We start from the raw sequence: 22,018 nt of genomic DNA, 5'->3' as shown, positions 1-22,018 counted from the left end.
GCGGATTTATTCAGTAAAAGTTCGAACTTAAGCGCTCGGCTCAACCTTGTTGAGACGGTCTTTTTCGACACCTTTGTTAATAAACCATTGTTGCAAAATGGTAATACTGTTGTTGACGATCCAGTAAAGCACTAAGCCCGCAGGGAAGAACAACATGAATACCGTAAACATGATTGGCATGATACGGAACACTTTTGCCTGCATTGGATCAGTCGGTTGTGGGTTCAACATTTGCTGAACGAACATGGTCACACCCATGATCAACGGCAAGATAAACCATGGATCCATCGCAGATAAATCTTGAATCCAACCTAACCACGGTGCATGACGGAGTTCAACAGATTCCATCAATACCCAATACAAGGCTAAGAAAATCGGCATTTGTAACAGCAATGGCAAGCAACCAGACAATGGGTTGACTTGTTCACGCTTGTATAACGCCATCATTTCTTGCGAGAAACGCATGCGGTCTTCACCAAATTCTTCTTTCATGCGTTGCATTTCTGGTGCAATCACACGCATTTTCGCCATCGAACGATAACTTTTTGAAGAAAGTGGCCATAAAATCAACTTCACCAAGATCGTCAATAAGATAATTGACCAGCCCCAGTTACCAATAATGTTATGGAAGAATTGCAAGCCCAAGAACAATAATTTCGCAATTGGCCATAACCAACCATAATCAACAGTTTGGTTTAAGCCAGCAGCTAAGTCTTTGAGTTCAGATTGGATTTTTGGACCTGAATACAGTTTAGCATCCACTTCCATTGATGTACCTGCAGGTACATTAATCACTGGAGAAGTGAAGCCCATGATATTCATGCCGTCCGTAGACTGACGTGACTCTAATTTTGCATTATATGGCTGACCATCGGCCTGAGTGAGTTTTAAGTTCCCAGGAATCCATGCGCTCACAAAATAATGCTGAACCATGGCAACCCAGCCGCCTTTGGCTTCAACATTTAATTTTTCGTCATTAAAGTTGGTAAATTTTAACTTGTTATAATGCGCATCTGGTGTACCCCAAGCGCCACCAAGATAAGTACCCAAGGTGAAAATACCTTGTGAAGACTTACCTGGGTCATCCGAATTATCACGCTTTAATTGACCAAACATTTGACCTTGCCAGCTTTGCTGACTGCGGTTAATGACTTGATGTTTAACGGTAATTGGGTAATCGCCTTGCGTGAAGGTGAACGATTTGATCACTTCCACACCTTCAGGTGTTTTAAATACCAACGGCACAGTCAACACTTGCTGTGTTTTACCATCTTTCGACGCAACGCTTTTCGCATCTGCCAACGTGTATGCTGTTTTTTCAACATCATACATTGGACGACCGCCACGGCTGCTATCTGGTCCATTTAAACCAATTAAACCAGATTGAGCGACGTAAGTACGTTTCGCATCGCTTTCCAGCATGACAAACGGTTTGTCGCTGTCTTTGCTTTCATCATGGCTTAACAATTCAATACGGACAATATCACCACCTTTTGGATTGATCCACAGGTGATAAAGATCAGTTTGTACTGAAATCAGTTGCTGACTCACAGATGTATTATGTTCTGTGGCTTGTGATGCAGTCACATTTGCTTGTGGCAAGTCTGAAGCCGCTGTTGCATTTTGAGCATTTGGCAAATCTGCAGATACTTCATGTGCAGTCACAGCAGCCGCTTGTTGTTGCGGTGCTGGTGCAGCATGACCATAATCTTTTTGCCAAGCCAAAATAAGCAAATATGCGGTAACAAACATGGCTCCAAGAATTGCAAATCTGGCCCATTGTTGCATATCTATAATCCCAAATGGTTAGAGAGATTTTGCTTGAATAAACGATCACGAAAGGGTACAGCAACGTGATGCATTTGAGAATCTATTTGATGAAACGAAATAAAACGAAGTGCTTTACGAGGCACTGGATCATAGCCTGACCCACCCCAAGGATGACAACGGCAAATTCGCTTAGTCGATAACCATACACCTTTGACCGCGCCATGTGTCTGCAAGGCTTCGATTGCATATTGCGAACAAGTGGGAATATAGCGACAACGAGGACCCAATAATGGACTAATTGCGATTTGGTAACATCTTATCAACCAATGCAGTAAACGTACCATTGGAGATCTCTAATTTTGGAGGGATGTCACAACGACTTTGGAATGCTTCTTTGCTAAGCGTTGTAATTTTTGCCAAGCAAAATCTAATTGTTGATGTAATTCTTGATTTGCGATTGCTTCTATACCTACTTTAGGCATCACCACAATATCGATATCAGCATTAAATTGCGCTTGATGTAAACGAAAGCTCTCCCGAGCAAGACGTTTTATTCGATTTCGTTCATGTGCACGACGCACCTTTTTTTTAGCAACGACAATACCCAAACGGCTTTTCGGCTGTTCGGTTAATTTTGCTAAAAAAAGGAAATGGGGCTGATGCACTTTAAAAAGCGCACCATCAAATACACTTTTATAATCAGCGGCACAACGAATACGAGATTCAGTGCCGAAACTGTAAAGTGTCATCACCCAAGTCTGGTCAGCTTAACAGTATTAAACAGTTAAGCTATGACGACCTTTTGCACGACGACGAGCTAAAACTTGACGACCTGCTTTAGTAGCCATACGAGCGCGGAAACCATGAACGCGTTTACGCTTTAATTCAGATGGTTGGAAAGTACGTTTCATTTCGAAACTCCAAAATGATCTTTCTATAAAGGTCCGCGATTTTATTGCGCAATGTTTACGCTGTCAATGAAAAATCAAAAACTTTACATTTTCTTTGTTCTGTTTTGAAGCAATAAAACTGCTCGAAGTTATATGCTTTTATTGAAAACAAAAAATATACACAAGCTATCTATTTAAATAATATCAGTATTCGTCTATATTCACAGCTTACAAACAAGCTTATCAACAATCCATCTTCTGATTTAAATTTAATTCTTGGATTTTGAATTTAAATTTCGATATGCTCAGTTATCCACATTTCGAGTGAACCCTATAAGTAAATTCAAATTTTAAAATTTAAATTTATTCTTATTAGGGCGCATTTATTCTGTGGAAAGTGGTGTTTTTTTATTAATAAACATAAAGCTATGCTGTGGATAAGCATGTTTTTATCAATTTTATAGTTTGTGGATAACTTTGAGCTTAAAACTATCCACAGCTTGTGCAAAAAGTTATGCACATGTGGTTTTGAATTTAAATTTATAAACGAATGCTGTCTTTTTCAGCAAAAGTCCCATAAATTGTCCTGACAGATGTGGATAACTTGGTTAGAATGGCGACCCCTTTGAAAGATGAGGGGTGACGGTTTTTTATTTTTGAATTTAAAAAATGGATATATAGGGGATGCACATGCTCTGGACAGACTGCTTAACTCGCTTGCGACAAGAGCTATCTGATAACGTCTTTGCGATGTGGATTCGTCCTTTGGTTGCTGAAGAGGTTGATGGTGTGATGCGTTTATACGCACCGAACCCCTATTGGACGCGTTATATTCAAGATAACCATTTAGAACTGATCTCTATTCTTGCGGAACAATTGTCGGAAGGCCGAGTTCGTCAGGTTGAAATTCTGGTTGATTCACGTCCTGGGACAATTTTGTCTTCTAATGAGCAACCTGCAACCACAACAGCAGCGTTGAGTAGTGCACCTGTTGCTGTTCCAACAAAAGTAAAAAAAGAATCTGACTTGGTTCAACCCAGTCAAAATGTCACTAAAATACCGAAGAAAAGACAACTCAATCCATTATTTACCTTCTCTTTGTTTGTTGAAGGCCGTTCTAACCAAATGGCTGCTGAAACCTGCCGTAAAGTTTTAACGCAGTTAGGTGCTTCGCAACACAACCCTTTATTTTTGTATGGCCCAACAGGTCTGGGTAAAACCCATTTAATGCAGGCCGTGGGCAATGCGCTATTACAAGCCAAGCCAAATGCACGTGTGATGTATATGACTTCGGAAAGTTTCGTACAGGACTTTGTCAGTTCATTACAAAAAGGTAAGGTTGAAGAATTTAAGAAAAATTGTCGTTCTTTAGATTTATTGTTGGTGGATGATATTCATTTGCTCGCAGGAAAAGAAGCAAGTCTTGTTGAATTCTTCTATACATTCAATGCTTTATTGGATGAATCTAAACAAATTATTTTAACCTCAGATCGTTATCCAAAAGAATTGACTGAACTTGATCCACGTTTAGTTTCTCGCTTTTCATGGGGTTTATCTGTGGGGGTTGAACCACCAGATATCGAAACCCGTATCGAGATTTTGCTGAAAAAAGCTGAAAATAGTGGTGTTGATTTACCAAGAAACTGTGCTTTGTTTATTGCACAACAAGTGGTTGCCAATGTGCGAGAGCTTGAAGGTGCTCTGAATAAAGTGGTCGCGATTTCACGTTTCAAAGGTACCGTCATTGACCTAGATGTCGTACGTGAGTCGTTAAAAGATGTTTTGGCGATTCGTGCACGTACCATTAGCGTGGAAAATATCCAGCGGGTGGTGAGTGAATACTTCCGAATTCCATTAAAAGAATTGATTGGTCCAAAACGTACCCGTATTTATGCACGCCCACGTCAATTGGCCATGGGTTTGGCACGTGAATTAACTGGGGATAGTTTCCCAGAAATTGGCATGGCTTTTGGTGGTCGTGACCACAGTACCGTGATGCATGCCTGTGAAAAAGTGGTCAGCTTGCGTGAAGAAGACCCTATTTTTAATGAAGACTATAAAAATTTACTGCGCTTGTTACAAAGTTAATCTATTTTTCAGAGTTGCAAACTATTTTTAAGTGCAGCATAGTACACTGCTAACATTCATATCGACTTCTGTTGTAAGAGGAATAAAATCGTGCGTTTGAAAATCGCTAAAGAAAGTTTAGTCAATGTTTTATCCCATGTGGTGGGGGCTGTTGAACGCCGTCATACCTTGAATATTCTTTCAAACGTTAAAATTCAAACCACACAACAGGCTTTAACCATTACAGGTTCTGACTTGGAAGTTGAATTGGTTGCCAGCACTACGTTAGCAGAAGGTGCTTGTTTGGAAGCGGGTGAAACCACGGTTCCTGCACGTAAACTGGTCGAAATTTGTAAATCTCTTCCGACAGCAGCCTTGATTGATCTACAAATTACTGAAGATCAACGTTGTATTTTAAAATCGGGCAATAGCCGTTTCGTTTTGGGTACACTTCCTGCGGAAGATTATCCATTGTTAACTACTGAAAATAGTCAGGGTACACAAGTTCAGGTCACGCAGCGTGAATTGAAGCGATTATTTGAAAAAACAGCTTTTGCTATGGCTGTACAAGATGTCCGTTTTTACCTGACGGGTACATTGTTGGAAATTGATCAAAATCAATTACGTACAGTAACTACTGATGGACATCGTTTAGCCTTGTGTGAGGTGTTGGCTTCTTCAACAGCAGCAGCGCCGATGCAGGCCATTGTTCCGCGTAAAGCCGTAGGTGAATTACAACGTTTACTGAGTCTTGAAGATGAGCAATTGACCTTATTGATTGGGCGTGAATTGTTGAACGTCACCATTAATACGCCAAGCCGTGATAAAGAGCAGGGTGATATTACGGTTCGTTTCACGACGAAGTTAATTGATGGGAAGTTCCCTGATTATCGCCGTGTCATTCCAAAAAATGGTGATAAGCATGTGTTTATTGCACATGATGTGTTTAAACAGTCGTTGCAGCGTGTTGCTATTTTAAGTAATGAAAAACTTCGTGGTGTTTTCTTGAATTTTAATCAAGATTCATTACAGTTACGTGCCAATAACCCAGAACAGGATGAAGCGGTAGAAGATATTGCAATTCAATATCAAGATGCACCCTTAGAAATGTCATTTAATGCACAATATATTCTTGAGGTGCTGGGTGTACTGGATGGTGATGACGTGAAAATGAGCATGAGCGAAGCCAATCAGTCGGTGCTTGTTCAAGATCCAGCCCATCCAGATCAAACCTATGTCGTGATGCCAATGCGAGTTTAATGGCGAGATTTGAGTTTTAAAGCATGCAAATCACGCGTTTAAATATCGAACGTGTACGTAATTTAAAGACGGTTGCACTCCATGAGTTGCAACCGTTTAATATTTTTTACGGCGCAAATGGTTCTGGAAAAACTTCAGTTCTCGAGTCCATACATTTACTGGCAACAGGTCGTTCATTTCGCACCCATATTCCAAAACATTACATCCAATATGACGCTGGGGATGCAATTGTGTTTGCGCAATCTGCCAGTGAGCGTATTGGTATGCAAAAGTTGGCTTCGGGCGAACAGGTGATTAAGGTCAATGGCGATACTATTGCGACTCAAGGTCAACTGGCAAAATTATTGCCTTTACAGCATATCGATCCACAGAGTACCGATATTATTGACCATGGTGCAAAGCCTCGGCGACAGTTATTAGATTGGTTAATGTTCCACGTGGAACCTGAGTTTTATTTTGCATGGCAATATTATTCTCGGGCACTCAAACAACGCAATAGTTTGCTCAAGACACGGCGCAATCTGACTTTGGCTGATTTAGAGCCTTGGAATAAAATGCTCAGTGATTATGGTGAAATGCTGCATTCACAACGGGTCAGTATTGTTGAGCAATGGAACCAATTTTTCCATGAAGATTTAAAGCAGCTTCTACCTAATCTTGAAATTGAACTGGAATACAATCCGGGTTTTCATTCTGAGCAAGGTCTATTGCAGGACTTGGTTCAGCAGCATCAAAAAGACCTCGATCGACGTTATACCGAGTATGGTCCGCATCGCGCTGATTTACGTTTAAAAACGCCGTTTGGTAATGCAGATGATGTGCTCTCTCGCGGGCAAAAAAAGTTGTTAATCATGGCATTAAAACTGTCACAAATTGCAATGCTACATGCGAGTAATAAGGAAACTGTGGTATTATTAGATGATCTGACAGCAGAGTTAGATGAGACTGCACAACAACGTTTAATTGAGCGATTGAGTCAGTTGGGAAGTCAAGTTTTTATGACCACCTTAGACCATGCGTCGGTATTAAAACACTTACAGGATTTGTCGATTTCTTTTCAATTATTCCACGTTGTTCACGGTCAAGTCAGTCTTGCTGCGCCATAATTTTATTTTTCATCTTTCAATAGATCAATATTACTAGGGAGTAACCATGAGTTCAGAGTCTCAATCAGTCTCTCAAACAGAACAAACAAATGAAAAGGCTTATGATTCCTCTAGTATTAAAGTATTACGTGGATTAGATGCGGTTCGTAAACGTCCTGGCATGTATATCGGTGACACCGATGATGGGACAGGTCTACACCATATGGTGTTTGAGGTGGTGGATAATGCCATCGATGAAGCTTTAGCAGGACACTGTGACGAGATTATCGTGACGATTCATGAAGATGAATCGGTGAGTGTCTCGGATAATGGTCGTGGAATTCCAACCGATATTCACCCAGAAGAAGGGGTGTCGGCGGCAGAGGTGATTCTGACGATCCTGCATGCAGGCGGTAAATTCGATGACAACAGTTATAAGGTGTCGGGTGGTTTACACGGTGTAGGTGTCTCAGTTGTAAATGCCCTATCTAAAAAATTGCATTTGACCATTCACCGTGCTGGCCAAATCCATGAACAAGAATACGCGCATGGTGATCCACAATATTCATTAAAAGTTGTAGGTGAAACAGATACATCGGGTACAACGGTTCGTTTCTGGCCGAGTGAACTCACCTTTAGCCAAACCATTTTTAATGTCGATATTTTGGCTCGCCGTTTAAGAGAACTGTCTTTTCTAAACGCAGGCGTGCGAATTGTATTGCGTGATGAACGTGTAAACTTCGAACATGTTTATGATTATGAAGGCGGTTTATCTGAATTCGTTAAATACATTAACGAAGGTAAAACCCATTTAAATGAGATTTTCCATTTCACCGCTGATACGGATAGTGGTATTGCCGTTGAAGTTGCATTGCAATGGAATGAGAGTTACCAAGAAAACGTTCGTTGCTTTACCAATAATATTCCACAAAAAGATGGTGGTACACACCTTGCAGGTTTTCGTGCTGCGTTAACTCGTGGTTTAAACCAATATCTTGAAAGTGAAAATATTCTTAAGAAAGAAAAAGTTGCTGTCACAGGTGATGATGCGCGTGAAGGCTTAACTGCAATTATTTCAGTGAAAGTGCCAGATCCAAAATTCTCATCACAAACCAAAGAAAAATTGGTGTCGAGTGAAGTGAAACCTGCAGTAGAGCAGGCAATGAACAAAGAGTTTTCAGCTTATTTGCTGGAAAATCCACAAGCCGCAAAATCGATTGCAGGCAAGATTATTGATGCAGCACGTGCGCGTGACGCAGCACGTAAAGCACGTGAAATGACCCGTCGTAAGAGTGCTTTGGATATCGCAGGTTTACCGGGTAAATTGGCAGACTGTCAGGAAAAAGATCCTGCATTGTCTGAACTGTATCTGGTCGAGGGTGACTCTGCGGGCGGTAGTGCCAAACAAGGTCGTAACCGTAAAATGCAGGCAATTTTACCGTTGAAAGGTAAAATTCTAAACGTAGAACGTGCGCGCTTTGACAAGATGATTTCAAGCCAAGAAGTCGGTACTTTAATTACCGCTTTGGGCTGTGGTATTGGTCGGGAAGAATATAATCCAGACAAATTACGTTATCACAAAATCATCATCATGACCGATGCGGACGTGGATGGTTCACATATTCGTACTTTGTTATTGACCTTCTTCTTCCGTCAAATGCCAGAATTGGTTGAGCGTGGCTATATCTATATTGCACAGCCGCCATTGTATAAGTTGAAGAAAGGTAAGCATGAGCAGTACATGAAAGACAATGATGCACTGGAAACCTTCTTGATTTCCAATGCGATTGATGAACTTGCATTACATGTCAGCGCTGAGGCACCTGCGATTAATGGGGCTGCATTAGCCAGTGTTATTGCCGACTATCAAGTGTCACAAAAAAGCTTACAACGCCTGACTCAACGTTATCCTGCAAGTTTGTTAGATGGTTTACTTGAGCTTGATGCATTTAAAACAGATCACAACCATGAACGCGAGTATGTTGAAACATGGGCTGAGCAATTACGTGTTGCAATTGAAAAATTACAACCAAGCCTACGTCCCGAGATTACATTAGAAGCGTTTGAGCGTGAAAATGCGCAGGGCGAGAAATCAGCACATTATTGGCCACGCGTCACCGTCTACGTGCATAACTTACCGCATTCATATCTATTAGATGCTGGTCTGTTAAATTCTGCTGAGTATGCGCGTTTACTGAAGAACTCGAAGAGCTGGTTCAAGTTGCTGGAAGATGGGGCTTATCTGCAAAAAGGTGATCGCCGTATTCAGGTCACGAGCTTCCATCAAGTATGGCAGCACATTTTACAAGACTCACGTCGCGGTATGATGATCCAACGTTATAAAGGTTTGGGTGAGATGAACGCAGAGCAGCTTTGGGAAACCACGATGGATCCTGAAAACCGTAATATGTTGCAAGTGACCATTGATGATGCGATTGAAGCTGATCGTATGTTCTCATGCTTGATGGGTGATGATGTAGAACCGCGTCGTGCCTTCATTGAAGAAAATGCGTTAAATGCAGATATTGATGCTTAATTAGTTTAGGCATCAATACCCAACAAAAGAGCTTATCTTCTACCGTGTTGTAAAAGATAAGCTCTCCATCCTGCAACTAACAAGGGCAGCAGGGTGATGATCAAAAAAATAACATCTGCAATACCATCCATCAGCAGCATGCCAACAATTCCTAAAATACTGCATAAAGCCAACAGCCATACGATACTTAACTTATTCCACAGTTGCATTGTTGATTCCTTTTAAGCCTTTTTGTTGGCGTTTTGCCCACCATAACCATGCGCCATTTAAAGTGATAAATAAGGTGAGTAAGGTACATAGACTCCATAAGATCTTTAGGGGCATACCACCGTAATTGCCAAAATGCAGCGGTTGTGACAGTAAAATGGCTTTCAGATAGGTGGGTAATTCTTCAACCGTATCGACTCGTCCTGTTTCTGCATTGACCAAGGCGACTTTTAGCATCTTCTCTTTTAAGCCCTCATTGCCTTGCAGTAACACCATATAGTGACCTTGGGTGGCGTATTCTGTTTTTGGGTAGAACACACTGGTAGGGTGCCAATCTGTTTGACCTTTCTGAGCGGCCGCATAGACCTGATCAATGCTTAAATTTGGATGAATCACACGGGCATGCTGATATTTGTCTTGCAGGGCTTTCAGTTCAGTCATTTGCCAAACTCCAATCGCAACCGTACCAAAACCCAGTAGAAATCCAGTTAAGGTCACTACCAAGGCCCAACCGAGGATTGCAGAGCCAATTAAATTATGTAGGTCGAGCTGTAATAGTCGCTGACCCTTTCTAAAACGAAGAATGCCCAAAAAGAATTTTTTCACATAAGGCGCATAGACCACCAAGCCAGAAACCAAAGATAAGAACACTAACAAAGCAATCAGTGCCCCGATCAATTGTCCAATAAAACCTAGAAACCAGTTGGCATGCAGTTCCAGTAAGAAGCCAGTCAAAGTATCTCGTTCATTTGGTCGATCAATTAGCGTTGCAGAACCAATATCTGCAAACAGCCAACGTGCTTGTTCAAAGCTTTGTTCAGGTTTCGCCATCCCGATAAGGAGTACACCAGGATGATGCTCAGGGTCATAGCCTGTACTGATAATCTGCTCGGTAGGGTAGGTTCTCTGTGCGGTCGCGATTGAGTCGGTTAGCGGTCGTTGCTGTTGTAAAGAAGAATGTAGAGCCGTAGGCTCGACCCCAAGTGCATGATCAATCTCTTCATGGAAAATCAGAATGACCCCAGTGATGGATAAAATCGCAAAGGGCACCACAATCACCAAACTGACCCAGCGATGAATCCATAGGTTAATGCGAAACCAGCGCGAGTTGGTTTTTTTAATGGCAGTTGCTGTTTGCTTCATAACTGATTTTCCAATGAGGCTGAGAACATTGGCTTCCTTAAGATTTGTGTTTTTATGAAGTGATTTTATTTTTATTGATAATTATTTTCATTATTATTTACTATTGTTTTTTACGTTCCACGTGAAACCTTAGACTGAATAAAATGATTAAAAAAAGGTAGTCGATGAAATCGCCTACCTATCAATGATCTATTTAAGCTTGAAATGAATGAATAATCAGATTGCTGTCAGCAAAAGAGCTTGTTAATTTTCGACAAAGTCACTCACTTGAATCAACGCATGACCAAACAAGTATCCAGCAGTGACGAGTACGCTGATCCACAGTAATGCACCCAAGATGTTATAAATAACGAAATGGCTATAATTCATGTTGCTTGAACCTGCTGCTAAGGGCGCAAATGAACGGGCAAACGGAATAAAACGAGCCAATAGGATGGTTTTCCCCCCGTGCTTTAAGAAAAACACATTGGTTTTTTGCAAATATTCTTGCTTAATAAAGCGTGATTTAACATTGAAAATACGATCGCCAAAATGACGGCCTATATGGTAATTCACCATATAGCCCAGTGCTGCTGCAAAGAACAGTAAGCTGATCATATAACCAAGATGCATGATTTCAACCACAGAGCATAATGCACCAACAGTGAGTAACAGACTGTCTCCGGGTAGGAAGAACATAAAAACAAAAGCGGTTTCTGAAAAAATAATCAGAAAAAGGATAAAATAAATCCATAAGCCATATTCTTGAACCAAGACCGGTAGAATATGTTCAAAATTAAAAATAAAATCTAAAGAATTCATTCAGTTTGTATGATCCAAAATAGAGTACTCACCAAATTAAAGTACAAAAAATGTGAAATGAATTTAACCCTCAGGATTCATTCGTCACTTATAAATTTACAACAGTGGCAGCTGAGTATATCGAGCCTGAGCCTAAAGCTCAATTTTCTCAGAAAATTCCAATTTTTACCTTATCTTAAATTCTCGACAAATTCATGACATTTTTCATGCTATTCATAGTGTTTTTAAGTATCCAAAGCATCTTTTAAGGCCATAAATGGGATGCTTCTGTTTAAATAAATGACCTTAAACATTGTGATTCATACACACTCAAACAGAGCTGTGTATGAATCAGCTGGCAGCTTAATCTGCAAAAGAGCTTTCCAGCTCTTCAAGTTCCATCATCAACTCTAAAAGCTGTTCTTCATGCTGTTCTAATTTCACTTTCAGCTCATTTTGCTCATTCATTAGCTTGATCAAATCATTTTTGCGGTCGGCCTCATACAAGGCACTATCTGCTAAAGCATGTTCAATTTCAGCTAAGCGTGGCTGAACCTTTTCAATTTGAGCTTCGACTTTTTCGATATTTTTACGAATTGGACGCGTCATTTCACGGCGACGAGCTGCTTCTTTACGTTGCGCTTCCTTATCTACTTTTGCGACAGGGGCTTGGCTGGTTGTACTTTGCTGTTGTGATGCATTTTGTGCATTGATCTGTTCTTGGCGCGCTTCACGTAACCATTTGGCGTAGTCTTGTAGATCACCTGCAAATTCTGTGCATTGACCTGCATGCACTAATAACAAGTCATCACAGACACTGGCAATCAATTGGCGTTCATGTGAAACCAGCACCACCGCACCATCAAAGTCCTGTAGTGCCATGGTCAGTGCCAGACGCATATCCAAGTCTAAATGGTTGGTTGGTTCGTCCAGAATCAAGACATTGGGACGTTGCCATACGATCAGTGCTAGCGCCAGACGTGCACGTTCACCACCAGAGAAGCTCTCACATGGCGTATCCATACGTTCGCCACTAAAGCCAAAACTGCCTAAAAAGGCACGTAAAGCAGCTTCACTGATGTGCTTGTCGGCAATACGTGCCAATTGCAGCATTGGGCTGGCATGGGCATCCAAGGCATCCATTTGATGCTGAGCAAAGTACCCAATATTGAGTAGTTCAGAGGCTTTATGTTCACCCGCCAGTAGTGGCAGATCTCCGACAAGAGTCTTGATTAAGGTTGATTTACCTGCACCATTCATCCCGAGTAAACCAATACGTGAACTTGGGGTGATTTGCAGACGAATTTTTTCAGCAATGATTTTATCGCCGTAACCAATTGTAGCCGCATCCAAGCTCAGTAGAGGTGAACTCATTTTGGTTGGTTCACGGAAGCTGAAGGTAAATGGGGTATCAACATGTGCTGGTGCCAGTTGTTGCATACGCTCAAGCTGTTTAATTCGGCTTTGTGCCTGGCGGGCTTTGGTAGCCTTGGCTTTAAAGCGGTCAATAAACTTTTGTAGATGCGCACGCGTTTCTTGCTGCTTCTCAAAGGCTTGTTGTTGCTGGGCTAAGCGTTCGCTACGGGTGGTTTCAAAGGTGGAATAATTACCGGTATACAAGGTCAGTTCTTGATTTTCAATATGTAGAATATGATCGGTAATCGCATCCAAGAAATCTCGGTCATGTGAAATCAGGACCAATGTACCTTCATAAGCTTTGAGCCAGTCTTCTAACCACAAGATCGCATCCAAGTCCAAATGGTTAGTCGGTTCATCCAGTAATAGCAGGTCTGAACGGCTCATAAGGGTGCGCGCCAAGTTCAAACGCATGCGCCACCCGCCCGAGAAGCTGGCGACATTTAATTTTAATTGATGATCGAGAAAACCTAGACCTGCCATCAATTGTGCTGCTTTGGCAGGCGCTGCATAACCATGGATCTCATCAAAACGGCCATGCAGTCGAGCTAAATCATCATTACTGAGTTGATCTGGATGCGCTAATTTTTCTTGAATGTCCCAATATTCTTCATCACCAGACAAAACAAAATCAATTGCTGGCATTTCCAAGGCTTTAATTTCTTGCGCCATATGCGCCACAGTCCAGACCGCGGGGCGGGTTAGATTGCCCTCATCTGCAACCAAGTCTCCTAAGAATGCAGCGAATAGAGTCGATTTACCTGCACCATTCACGCCTGTAAGACCAATTTTCCAGCCCGGATGAAGCTGCATTGAAGCTTTTTGGAATAAAACTCGCCCACCACGGCGTAATGAAACTTGGTCAAATTGGATCATGAGCATGCAAAATAGCGAATAGATAGCTGCATTTTAAGGTGATCGCCCATGAATGCAAATTTTTATATTTAAGATCAAGTTGTTCGAATTGAGCTGATCAATCAATGATAAAGCAGAGTAAAAGCTCTATTTTTGTGACGCGAATCAGATTATTATTTAAATTATATGAAAAATAAGCAACAAGATTAAAAGTAGCAGCATAGGATTTAAGGATGAACAAGGGAATTCTTGCATTGGGGGCAATGCTGGTGTTGGGGACCTATACAGAAACACATGCAGAGACCAAAATTTGTGTTTTTGATTTGTTGGGGAAATCAGGAGAAGCCTATAAGGCCATGGAAGAGTGGGCCTTGGCTGCTAAAGCATGGCGTGGTGATACCTTTCTGATCAGCTATCAGAATGAAGCGCTGGCAGAAAATGACTTTGAACAAGGCAAATGCGATGGAGTCTATATGACTTCGATGCGTGCGCGCCGTTATAACAAATTTGCAGGTTCGATTGATGCCATTGGGGCGGTACCAAGCTATGCGATTGCACAGAAAGCGATTAGCTTTGCTTTGGACAAGCGTAATCAACGCCGTTTGCTCAGCACCGTTGATAATGAAAACTATGAAGTTGCTGGGATTTCGCAAATTGGTTTGGCCTATATTTTTGTTAAAGACAAGAAGATGAATACCATTGAGCAAATCAAAGGGAAAAAATTTGCAGTACTTGGCTATGACGAAGCACAAAAGATCGTGGTGAAAAGCCTAGGTGGACAAGCCGTACTTGCGGATATCTCTGATATCGCCAAAAAGTTTAATACTGGTCAGGCCGATATTATGGCGGCACCTGCTTATGCCTATAAGCCTTTAGAATTATCAAAGGGGTTGGGAAATGAGGGCGCGATTATTACGTTCCCTGCCGTGAATATGACCATGGACTTGATCATCCGTCCTGAAAAATTCTCCAGTAATTTTGGTCAAAACTCTCGCGCATGGTTTCTGAGCCGTCTGAATACAAATTTCGCACTGATCCAGCGTCTTGAATCAGAATTGCCAGCCAAATACAAAATCAACCTCAGTAACGAGGATAAAACCCGTTATCAGCAAATCTTGCGTGAGGCACGTATGGGATTGACCAAGCGTGGTATTTACGATGCCAGCATGATGAGTGTACTGAAACGCGCGCGTTGTACGGTAGACCGAACCAATTTTGAATGTAGCTTGGGCGGTGAGTAAATCGGGATTACAGGGCATGTTTTCTCGTTGACTCGTGCCTAGCCATCTCGGGATTTGATTCTGTGATGCAGATGGGGAAAACAGATGAAAACCCGACATATGTATATAAAAGCGCTATTCTTTTGGTCAAAATCTGACTATATTGAATAAGCGCTGATGGAAAATTGTGCAAAAATAGCAAAGTAAGGGAAAACAAGATGAAAAAAGGACTTTGGGCATTGAGTGCTACAGCTCTATTTGTCATGAGCACTCCTGTACAGGCAAAACAACAAATTTGTGTTTTTGATTTATTGGGTAAGGCTGGGGAGTCTTATAAACTGATTGAGGAATGGAAGCTGGCTTCTAAAACATGGCAGGGCGATGTTGAACTAATTCCTTATCAAGACGAAGAAAAAGCGGAAAAAGATTTTGATGCAGGCAAGTGTGATGGGGTCTATATGACTTCGATGCGTGCCCGTAAATATAATAAATTTGCAGGTTCAGTCGATGCTGTTGGGGCTGTGACCAGCAACGCCATTGCGCAAAAGGCGATTACCTATGTACTGGATAAACGTAATCAGCATCGTTTAACGGCAACGATGAACGGTGAGAAATTTGAAGTTGCGGGTATTATTCAAGTTGGATTGGCTTATATCTTCGTTCGAGATAAAAAAATAGATACCATTGAAAAAGCCAAAGGCAAAAAGTTCGCTTATTTACATTACGATCAAGCGCAGAAGGCCATTGTTGAAAGTATCGATCTGGTTGCTGTGCCATCGGATATTTCTGATTTTGTGAAAAAATTTAATAGCGGACAGGTGGATGTGATTGCAGCACCTGCTTATGCGTATAAGCCTTTAGAAATCAGTAAAGGCTTGGTCAATGGTGCATTGTTTAATTTCCCTGTGGTGAATATTACCGGTGACCTGATTATTCGTCCTGCGCAATTCCCAAGTGGTTTTGGAACCCAGTCTAGACAATGGTTCGTGAATAAACTGCCGAGTAACTTTGCCATGGTGCAGCGTTTAGAAGCGGGAATGAATGCCAAAAAGATTACTTTGACCAATGAAGATAAAACCCGTTATCAAAAAATGTTACGGGATGGACGCATGAATTTAACCAAGCAAGGCGTATATGATGCGAGTATGATGAATGTGTTGAAGCGTGCCCGTTGTACGGTTGAACGGACCAACTTTGAGTGTACTTTGAGTGGTGAATAAAAAAGGAGAATAACTGAATAGATCTAAATCTATACATAAAATTAGGTATATATAACAAAATTGCCTATGAAAATAATAGAAATAGATAAAAGAGGGTAAAAAGTAAACAATCTAGTCATAAAAATAGAGTATAAGCTCTATTTTTTTTCAAGAAACATGATTAATATTTGCTTCGAACAAGGAGACAAACATAAAGTTTGTGAAAGGATGAAAAATATGAAAAAAATTGCACTTGCTCTTGCAGCAACTTCGATCTTTGGTGTGTCTGCTTCTACTCAAGCAGCAATAGATGTATGTGTATTCGACTTATTAGGAAAGTCAGGTGAATCATACAAAATGATGCAAGACTGGGCACTCGCAGCGAAAGGCTGGGGCGCTGATGTCAACTTACTTGCAATCACGGATGAACAGGTTGCAGACAATAACTTTAAAGCGGGCAAATGTGCTGCTGTTGCGATGACAGCAATGCGTGCTCGTCCATATAACAAATTTGCAGGTTCAGTCGATTCATTGGGCGGTGCACCGAGCAATGAAGTTGCACAACGTGCGATTACTTATGTATTGGATGCACGTAATGCAGCCAAAATGACCACCAATTTAGGTGGTAACAAGTATGAAATCGGTGGTATTGCACCATTAGGCGCTGCTTACATTTTCGTACGTGACAAGAGCATTAACTCAATTGAAAAAGCAGCGGGTAAAAAATTCGCGGTATTGGGTTATGACGATGCACAAAAAATCATGGTTCAACGTGTAGGCGCGCAAGCGGTACTTTCTGATATTTCTAACTTTGCTGCTAAATTTAATAACGGCCAAGTCGATATGGTCGGTGCACCTGCTTATGCTTACAAACCATTAGAATTAAGCAAAGGCTTAGGTTCAAATGGTGCAATGTTTAACTTCCCAGTACTACAAGTGACTGCGGATCTTGTTCTTCGTCCAGAGAAATTCCCTGCTGGCTTTGGTCAAAAATCTCGTGATTACTTTGTGAAGCAACTTCCAAAAGCATTCGCTATGATCAAACGTTATGAAGCTGAAATTCCGGCCAAATACAAAATGAACTTGAGTGCCGAAGACAACTTGAAATATCAAAAATTATTACGTGATGGTCGTATGGATCTGACTAAACGTGGTATTTACGATGCAAGCATGATGTCTGTATTGAAGAAAGCACGTTGTTCAGTCGACAAAGCAAACTTTGAATGTGCATTACCGGGTGAATAATCCTGAATCGCCATAATCAAGACTTAAAGCCTAGATTTATCTAGGCTTTTTGTTTTTTTGCAGATGTCATTTAAGCCATTGTGTTGATTGGCAAAGCTGGTAATTATATTAAAATATAAAAACCAAATCGAATCTGGAAGATTTAAAAGATGTTTCAATCAGGATGATTAAACATGACTGTATTAAAACATTGATTCATTGGTAAACCCTATTTAAAGCTATACCGCCAGTCTTTTGATGTTGGATGGGATGCAACAACAGTCAGCATAGATGCAAAGGAAAAATAAAATGCAATGGTTTAAAACTTTATTACTTGCGACTGGGATCGCCGCGGTATCTGCAGGCACTCAGGCAAAACAAACAATTTGTGTATTTGATATCGTGGGCAAAAGTGGCGATGTTTATGCATTAATGAAGGATTATCAACTTGCTGCAAAAACTTGGGGCGCTGATATTGAGCTTAAAGTTGGAACCAATGAAGCGGTCATTGCAGAAGACTTTAAAGCAGGAAAATGTGATGGCGTGAGTATCACAGGAATGCGTGGTCGTCAGTTTAACCAATTTACGGGTTCATTAGATGCAATCGGGGCGATTACCGACCTTAAATTGGCCGTTAAAGTGATGCAGGGTTTAGCCAGCCCAACCTTTGCCAAAGCGATGGTGAATGGAAAATATGAGGTGGTTGGTGTTATTCCTGTGGGTGATGCCTATTTATTGGTGAATGATCGTAATATCAATACAGTTGCCAAGGCGGCAGGTAAGAAAATCGCCGTTTTAGATTATGACGAAGCCCAAAAAATTATGGCTTCGCAAGTCGGTGCACAAGCGGTCAGTTCGGATATCACCAACTTTGGTGCGAAGTTTAACAATGGTCAGGTGGATATTATTGGTGCACCAGCCGCTGCCTTTAAACCTTTAGAACTGTATAAGGGCTTGGGAACCAAAGGTGCGATTGTGAATTACCCAATTTTACAAGTAACTGGTAATTTAATCATTCATCCGGATAAATTCCCTGCCGGTTTTGGTCAAAAGTCAAGAGAATGGGTGAAAGCACAATTGCCGCGTGCATTTACCATTCTTGGAAAAATGAAAGCAGACATTCCACAAAAATATTGGATGGAAGTTCCTGCTTCTGACAAACCGGGCTATCAAAAATTAATGCGTGAAGCGCGTATTAATCTGACCGCTAAAGGAATTTATGACAAGCGCATGATGAAATTGTTATGGCAATTCCGTTGCCGTGAAGATGCCAAAAACTTTGAATGCGGTTTACAGGATGAGAACTACAAATAATCGTATAAAAAGTCTTTAACAGCACTTTAAACTTCAAATACAGACCCGATATTGAATATGCTATACTGAATATCGGGTCTTTTATTTATTAAAGACGAAGTGAAGTCGAGGAAAGTCCATCATGAACGCCCAAGCTCTAGAATTGTCAGATAATGCTGCCAAAAAAGTTCGCCAACTACGCGAAAGTGAAGGCAATAACGACCTTATGTTACGTGTTTATGTAACGGGTGGTGGTTGTTCAGGATTCTCTTATGGCTTTAATTTCGCTGAAAGTGTCAATGAAGATGATGCTGAGTTCATGAATGGTGATGTAAAAATGTTGGTGGATTCTTTGAGCTACCAGTATTTGATCGGCTCAGTTGTTGATTATCTTGAAGGACTTGAAGGTTCACGCTTTGTCATTCAGAACCCGAATGCGACCACAACTTGTGGCTGTGGTTCATCATTCTCAATCTAACAGATTCTAGATATAAAAAAAGCTTCTCCGATTGAGAAGCTTTTTTGTTTTATACCGTGGTTATTGTTCCGAGGATACGATCACCTGCTGCACCCGTCACTGCAGGTAAATTGCCACTCAATTGTTGTACGAAGCGCATAGCCAACCATGCAAAAGCAGTTGCCTCTACCCAAGTTGGTGCTAGACCCAGCGCATCCGTGGTTTGCACTGACCAATTATGTTTACGTAGGCGCCAACGGAGTTGTTCAAGTAAATGTGAGTTATAGGCACCGCCACCACAGACATAGATTTCACCTGTCGGCATCCATTCCTTGCTACGATAAATTGCTTTTTTAATCGCACGTGTGGTGAGTTTCATTAAGGTCGCTTGAACATTCTCTGGCGTATCTTCCAGTTCATCATATTCCAGATCATTGCGCCAATCGCTGAGCTGCTCATCCAACCATTCTAAATTAAAGTCTTCGCGACCTGTGCTCTTCGGTGGTTCTTTGGCAAAAAATTCATGATTCTGTAGACGATCCAATAAAGAACGAATTGGATTGCCATATGCCGCCCAGTCGCCATTTTCATCATAAGGATGTCCAGTATGGCGATGACACCACGCATCCATCAAGATATTGGCAGGACCGGTATCAAAACCATATACGCCGTTTAAATCATTTGCAGGCAACATGCTGACGTTTGCAATACCGCCTAAATTTAAAATGACACGGTGGATACTGTCATGAAGGAATAACGCTTGATGGAAGGCGGGTACCAAAGGTGCACCTTGGCCACCTGCTGCCATATCACGACGACGGAAATCAGATACTACAGGCAGTTGCGTGATTTCGGTAATGATATTGGGGTCACCAATTTGTAAGGTAAAACCATGCTCAGGACGATGGCGAATGGTTTGCCCATGTGAACCGATGGCTTTAATTTGAGTGCGATCTAAATTATTCTTTTCAATCAGTTCATTAATGCCATGCCCAATCATTTGCGCTAAAGCAACATCAGCTTTACCCATACGATCAATTTCATTGTCATCAGGCAGTGTCAATGCCATCAACTCATCGCGTAATTCAAGTTCAAAAGGCACAGTCAGCGTGGCATGCAGTGTTAAAGGGTCGAATGAAGTTGCAACAATATCAACACCATCCATGCTCGTGCCTGTCATTACACCAATATAGATCGCGCTCATATACAACTTATCCTGCAAGATGCTGAAAAAATGTTAGTATATCGCACAAATTGAATAACTGATGTGTTTAGGTTTTGTGATGTCAAATTTCTTGCCAGCCGAAGAACAGCTTGCTCTCATTCAACGAGGCACGCACGAGATTATCTCTGAAGAAGATTTACTGAAAAAACTGAAAGAGAATCGTCCACTCCGTGTAAAAGCAGGCTTTGACCCAACGGCTCCAGATTTACACTTAGGACATACGGTTCTAATTAATAAATTAAAAACCTTCCAAGATTTGGGACATGAAGTTACCTTCTTGATTGGTGACTATACGGCCATGATTGGTGACCCGTCTGGGAAAAGCGCAACACGTCCGCCGTTGTCACAAGAGCAAGTAATTGCCAATGCAAAGACCTATCAAGAACAAGTTTTTAAAATCTTAGATCCGAATAAAACCAAAGTCCGTTTTAACTCGGAATGGTTTAATCAAAAATCTGCGGCTGATCTGATTCAATTGGCGAGCCAGCAAACCGTATCACGTATGTTAGAACGTGATGACTTTACTAAGCGCTATAACAACCATCAACCGATTGCAATTCATGAGTTCTTGTATCCATTGGTACAAGGCTATGACTCGATTGCACTTGAGGCAGATGTCGAGTTAGGTGGTACAGACCAGACCTTTAACTTGTTAATGGGTCGTACCCTACAAGGTCGTTACGGTCAAGAATCACAAGTCTGCATCACTGTGCCGATTCTTGAAGGTCTAGATGGCGTCAATAAGATGTCTAAATCTTTAGGCAACTATATTGGTGTATTTGACACTCCCGGTGCGATGTACCAAAAAATCTTGTCGATGCCAGATAGCTTGATTGAACGTTATTTTGATTTACTGAGCTTTAAGTCACTTGATGAAATCAAAGTATTGCTTGATGAAATGGCAGCGGGTCGTAACCCACAGGAAATCAAACGTATCTTGGCGCTTGAGTTGGTTGAACGTTTCCATGATGCAGAAGCAGCTGAAAATGCACATAAGAGTGCAGGTAACCGTGTAACTGAAGGCGAAGTACCAGAAGATACCCCAGAAGTGACCATTTCTCGTGGCGAATTTGGTGGTGAGTTATTTATTGCAACCATTCTTCGTGTTGCAGGCTTGAATCCGAATGCAGCAGCAGCGAAAGACGCCGTGGGTCGTGGTGCAGTAAAAGTTGACTGGAATGTGGTTGATATGAGCTATTCTGTAAAAGAGAATGTCACTTTAATCATTCAATCAGGTAAAAAAGCCATTGCACGAGTGACTTTCACTGACTAAATCGAAATGAAAATAATAAAAAGCAGGCCATGAGCCTGCTTTTTATACGTAAATAGCTGATAAAAACAACGAAAACACTGATTTTGTAGAAAAAAGAAACATGCAAAAGAAAATAATA

At 41.3% G+C, this 22,018-nt stretch carries 19 protein-coding genes; 10 read left to right on the top strand and 9 right to left on the bottom strand.

What is annotated here, in order from left to right; all coding sequences use genetic code 11:
• Positions 1–27: 27 nt before the first annotated feature.
• From yidC to rpmH, 4 genes are read right to left on the bottom strand one after another with little or no spacing between them, the layout of a single operon-like run.
• Complete coding sequence (gene yidC, locus WA352_RS19425; RefSeq protein ID WP_004803334.1) at positions 28–1,788, bottom strand: membrane protein insertase YidC; 1,761 nt, start codon at positions 1,786–1,788, stop codon at positions 28–30.
• Positions 1,789–1,790: 2 nt separating this feature from the next.
• On the bottom strand, positions 1,791–2,114 hold the full coding sequence (gene yidD, locus WA352_RS19420) for a membrane protein insertion efficiency factor YidD (RefSeq protein ID WP_004803336.1): 324 nt from the start codon (positions 2,112–2,114) through the stop codon (positions 1,791–1,793).
• Positions 2,115–2,123: 9 nt separating this feature from the next.
• Positions 2,124–2,519: a ribonuclease P protein component gene (rnpA, locus tag WA352_RS19415; RefSeq protein WP_004656857.1), complete on the bottom strand. Its 396-nt coding sequence runs from the start codon at positions 2,517–2,519 to the stop codon at positions 2,124–2,126.
• 27 nt (positions 2,520–2,546) lie between these two features.
• Complete coding sequence (rpmH, locus tag WA352_RS19410) at positions 2,547–2,681, bottom strand: 50S ribosomal protein L34 (RefSeq protein ID WP_000831329.1); 135 nt, start codon at positions 2,679–2,681, stop codon at positions 2,547–2,549.
• Positions 2,682–3,350: 669 nt separating this feature from the next.
• Between rpmH and dnaA the strand changes: the two genes are divergently transcribed.
• From dnaA to gyrB, 4 genes are all read left to right on the top strand, one after another.
• The gene (gene dnaA, locus WA352_RS19405) at positions 3,351–4,748 is read left to right on the top strand and encodes a chromosomal replication initiator protein DnaA (protein WP_004803339.1); all 1,398 of its coding nucleotides are present in this window, start codon (positions 3,351–3,353) and stop codon (positions 4,746–4,748) included.
• 90 nt (positions 4,749–4,838) lie between these two features.
• Complete coding sequence (gene dnaN / locus WA352_RS19400) at positions 4,839–5,987, top strand: DNA polymerase III subunit beta (RefSeq protein WP_005201768.1); 1,149 nt, start codon at positions 4,839–4,841, stop codon at positions 5,985–5,987.
• Between the two features lie 23 nt (positions 5,988–6,010).
• Entirely contained in the window at positions 6,011–7,093 is a 1,083-nt protein-coding gene (recF, locus tag WA352_RS19395; RefSeq protein ID WP_005320046.1) for a DNA replication/repair protein RecF, read from the top strand.
• Positions 7,094–7,139: 46 nt separating this feature from the next.
• Positions 7,140–9,608 (top strand): DNA topoisomerase (ATP-hydrolyzing) subunit B, encoded by a 2,469-nt coding sequence (gyrB, locus tag WA352_RS19390; RefSeq protein WP_005320044.1) that lies wholly within the window; start codon positions 7,140–7,142, stop codon positions 9,606–9,608.
• A gap of 32 nt (positions 9,609–9,640) precedes the next feature.
• Here the strand turns inward: gyrB and WA352_RS19385 are convergent, their stop codons facing one another.
• From WA352_RS19385 to WA352_RS19370, 4 genes are all read right to left on the bottom strand, one after another.
• Positions 9,641–9,817, bottom strand: a complete 177-nt coding sequence (locus WA352_RS19385; RefSeq protein WP_005320042.1) for a hypothetical protein — start codon at positions 9,815–9,817, stop codon at positions 9,641–9,643.
• Positions 9,801–10,958, bottom strand: coding sequence for a PepSY-associated TM helix domain-containing protein (locus WA352_RS19380; protein WP_005320040.1), 1,158 nt, complete (start codon positions 10,956–10,958; stop codon positions 9,801–9,803). Before WA352_RS19380 ends, WA352_RS19385 begins: the two co-directional genes overlap by 17 nt.
• A gap of 243 nt (positions 10,959–11,201) precedes the next feature.
• Positions 11,202–11,759 (bottom strand): VTT domain-containing protein, encoded by a 558-nt coding sequence (locus WA352_RS19375; protein ID WP_004803355.1) that lies wholly within the window; start codon positions 11,757–11,759, stop codon positions 11,202–11,204.
• 342 nt (positions 11,760–12,101) lie between these two features.
• The gene (locus WA352_RS19370; RefSeq protein ID WP_336143667.1) at positions 12,102–14,030 is read right to left on the bottom strand and encodes an ATP-binding cassette domain-containing protein; all 1,929 of its coding nucleotides are present in this window, start codon (positions 14,028–14,030) and stop codon (positions 12,102–12,104) included.
• A 212-nt stretch (positions 14,031–14,242) separates the two neighbouring features.
• On the opposite strand from WA352_RS19370, the gene WA352_RS19365 reads away from it, so the two are divergent.
• The 5 genes from WA352_RS19365 to erpA all read left to right on the top strand — a co-directional run bounded on the left by WA352_RS19365 (position 14,243) and on the right by erpA (position 19,423).
• Positions 14,243–15,250: a putative solute-binding protein gene (locus tag WA352_RS19365; RefSeq protein ID WP_005320036.1), complete on the top strand. Its 1,008-nt coding sequence runs from the start codon at positions 14,243–14,245 to the stop codon at positions 15,248–15,250.
• A gap of 197 nt (positions 15,251–15,447) precedes the next feature.
• Entirely contained in the window at positions 15,448–16,449 is a 1,002-nt protein-coding gene (locus WA352_RS19360) for a putative solute-binding protein (protein ID WP_005320034.1), read from the top strand.
• Positions 16,450–16,665: 216 nt separating this feature from the next.
• Positions 16,666–17,673 carry a putative solute-binding protein gene (locus WA352_RS19355; RefSeq protein ID WP_004803364.1) on the top strand — a complete coding sequence of 336 codons (1,008 nt, stop codon included), beginning with the start codon at positions 16,666–16,668 and terminating at the stop codon, positions 17,671–17,673.
• A 288-nt stretch (positions 17,674–17,961) separates the two neighbouring features.
• Complete coding sequence (locus WA352_RS19350; protein ID WP_004803366.1) at positions 17,962–18,966, top strand: putative solute-binding protein; 1,005 nt, start codon at positions 17,962–17,964, stop codon at positions 18,964–18,966.
• Between the two features lie 121 nt (positions 18,967–19,087).
• Positions 19,088–19,423 (top strand): iron-sulfur cluster insertion protein ErpA, encoded by a 336-nt coding sequence (gene erpA, locus WA352_RS19345; protein ID WP_005186235.1) that lies wholly within the window; start codon positions 19,088–19,090, stop codon positions 19,421–19,423.
• Between the two features lie 49 nt (positions 19,424–19,472).
• On the opposite strand, the gene WA352_RS19340 is transcribed toward erpA, so the two are convergent.
• On the bottom strand, positions 19,473–20,606 hold the full coding sequence (locus WA352_RS19340; RefSeq protein ID WP_004803368.1) for an anhydro-N-acetylmuramic acid kinase: 1,134 nt from the start codon (positions 20,604–20,606) through the stop codon (positions 19,473–19,475).
• A gap of 61 nt (positions 20,607–20,667) precedes the next feature.
• Between WA352_RS19340 and tyrS the strand changes: the two genes are divergently transcribed.
• Positions 20,668–21,900, top strand: a complete 1,233-nt coding sequence (tyrS, locus tag WA352_RS19335) for a tyrosine--tRNA ligase (RefSeq protein WP_085946073.1) — start codon at positions 20,668–20,670, stop codon at positions 21,898–21,900.
• Positions 21,901–22,018 lie beyond the last annotated feature (118 nt).

It is taken from the genome of Acinetobacter sp. 102 (assembly GCF_037028485.1).
Lineage (GTDB): Bacteria > Pseudomonadota > Gammaproteobacteria > Pseudomonadales > Moraxellaceae > Acinetobacter > Acinetobacter higginsii.
This window is presented reverse-complemented; position numbering and strand designations above follow the sequence as displayed.

What these genes read in the sequence shown, in the direction of transcription:
- WA352_RS19360 (WP_005320034.1), top strand. Translation starts at nt 15,448, where the DNA reads ATGAAAAAAGGACTTTGGGCATTGAGTGCTACAGCTCTATTTGTCATG.
- dnaA (WP_004803339.1), top strand. Translation starts at nt 3,351, where the DNA reads ATGCTCTGGACAGACTGCTTAACTCGCTTGCGACAAGAGCTATCTGAT.
- WA352_RS19350 (WP_004803366.1), top strand. Translation starts at nt 17,962, where the DNA reads ATGCAATGGTTTAAAACTTTATTACTTGCGACTGGGATCGCCGCGGTA.
- gyrB (WP_005320044.1), top strand. Translation starts at nt 7,140, where the DNA reads ATGAGTTCAGAGTCTCAATCAGTCTCTCAAACAGAACAAACAAATGAA.
- WA352_RS19375 (WP_004803355.1), bottom strand. Translation starts at nt 11,759, where the DNA reads ATGAATTCTTTAGATTTTATTTTTAATTTTGAACATATTCTACCGGTC.
- WA352_RS19370 (WP_336143667.1), bottom strand. Translation starts at nt 14,030, where the DNA reads ATGATCCAATTTGACCAAGTTTCATTACGCCGTGGTGGGCGAGTTTTA.
- WA352_RS19380 (WP_005320040.1), bottom strand. Translation starts at nt 10,958, where the DNA reads ATGAAGCAAACAGCAACTGCCATTAAAAAAACCAACTCGCGCTGGTTT.
- erpA (WP_005186235.1), top strand. Translation starts at nt 19,088, where the DNA reads ATGAACGCCCAAGCTCTAGAATTGTCAGATAATGCTGCCAAAAAAGTT.
- yidC (WP_004803334.1), bottom strand. Translation starts at nt 1,788, where the DNA reads ATGCAACAATGGGCCAGATTTGCAATTCTTGGAGCCATGTTTGTTACC.
- recF (WP_005320046.1), top strand. Translation starts at nt 6,011, where the DNA reads ATGCAAATCACGCGTTTAAATATCGAACGTGTACGTAATTTAAAGACG.
- WA352_RS19340 (WP_004803368.1), bottom strand. Translation starts at nt 20,606, where the DNA reads ATGAGCGCGATCTATATTGGTGTAATGACAGGCACGAGCATGGATGGT.
- rpmH (WP_000831329.1), bottom strand. Translation starts at nt 2,681, where the DNA reads ATGAAACGTACTTTCCAACCATCTGAATTAAAGCGTAAACGCGTTCAT.
- WA352_RS19385 (WP_005320042.1), bottom strand. Translation starts at nt 9,817, where the DNA reads ATGCAACTGTGGAATAAGTTAAGTATCGTATGGCTGTTGGCTTTATGC.
- WA352_RS19365 (WP_005320036.1), top strand. Translation starts at nt 14,243, where the DNA reads ATGAACAAGGGAATTCTTGCATTGGGGGCAATGCTGGTGTTGGGGACC.
- tyrS (WP_085946073.1), top strand. Translation starts at nt 20,668, where the DNA reads ATGTGTTTAGGTTTTGTGATGTCAAATTTCTTGCCAGCCGAAGAACAG.
- yidD (WP_004803336.1), bottom strand. Translation starts at nt 2,114, where the DNA reads ATGGTACGTTTACTGCATTGGTTGATAAGATGTTACCAAATCGCAATT.
- WA352_RS19355 (WP_004803364.1), top strand. Translation starts at nt 16,666, where the DNA reads ATGAAAAAAATTGCACTTGCTCTTGCAGCAACTTCGATCTTTGGTGTG.
- rnpA (WP_004656857.1), bottom strand. Translation starts at nt 2,519, where the DNA reads ATGACACTTTACAGTTTCGGCACTGAATCTCGTATTCGTTGTGCCGCT.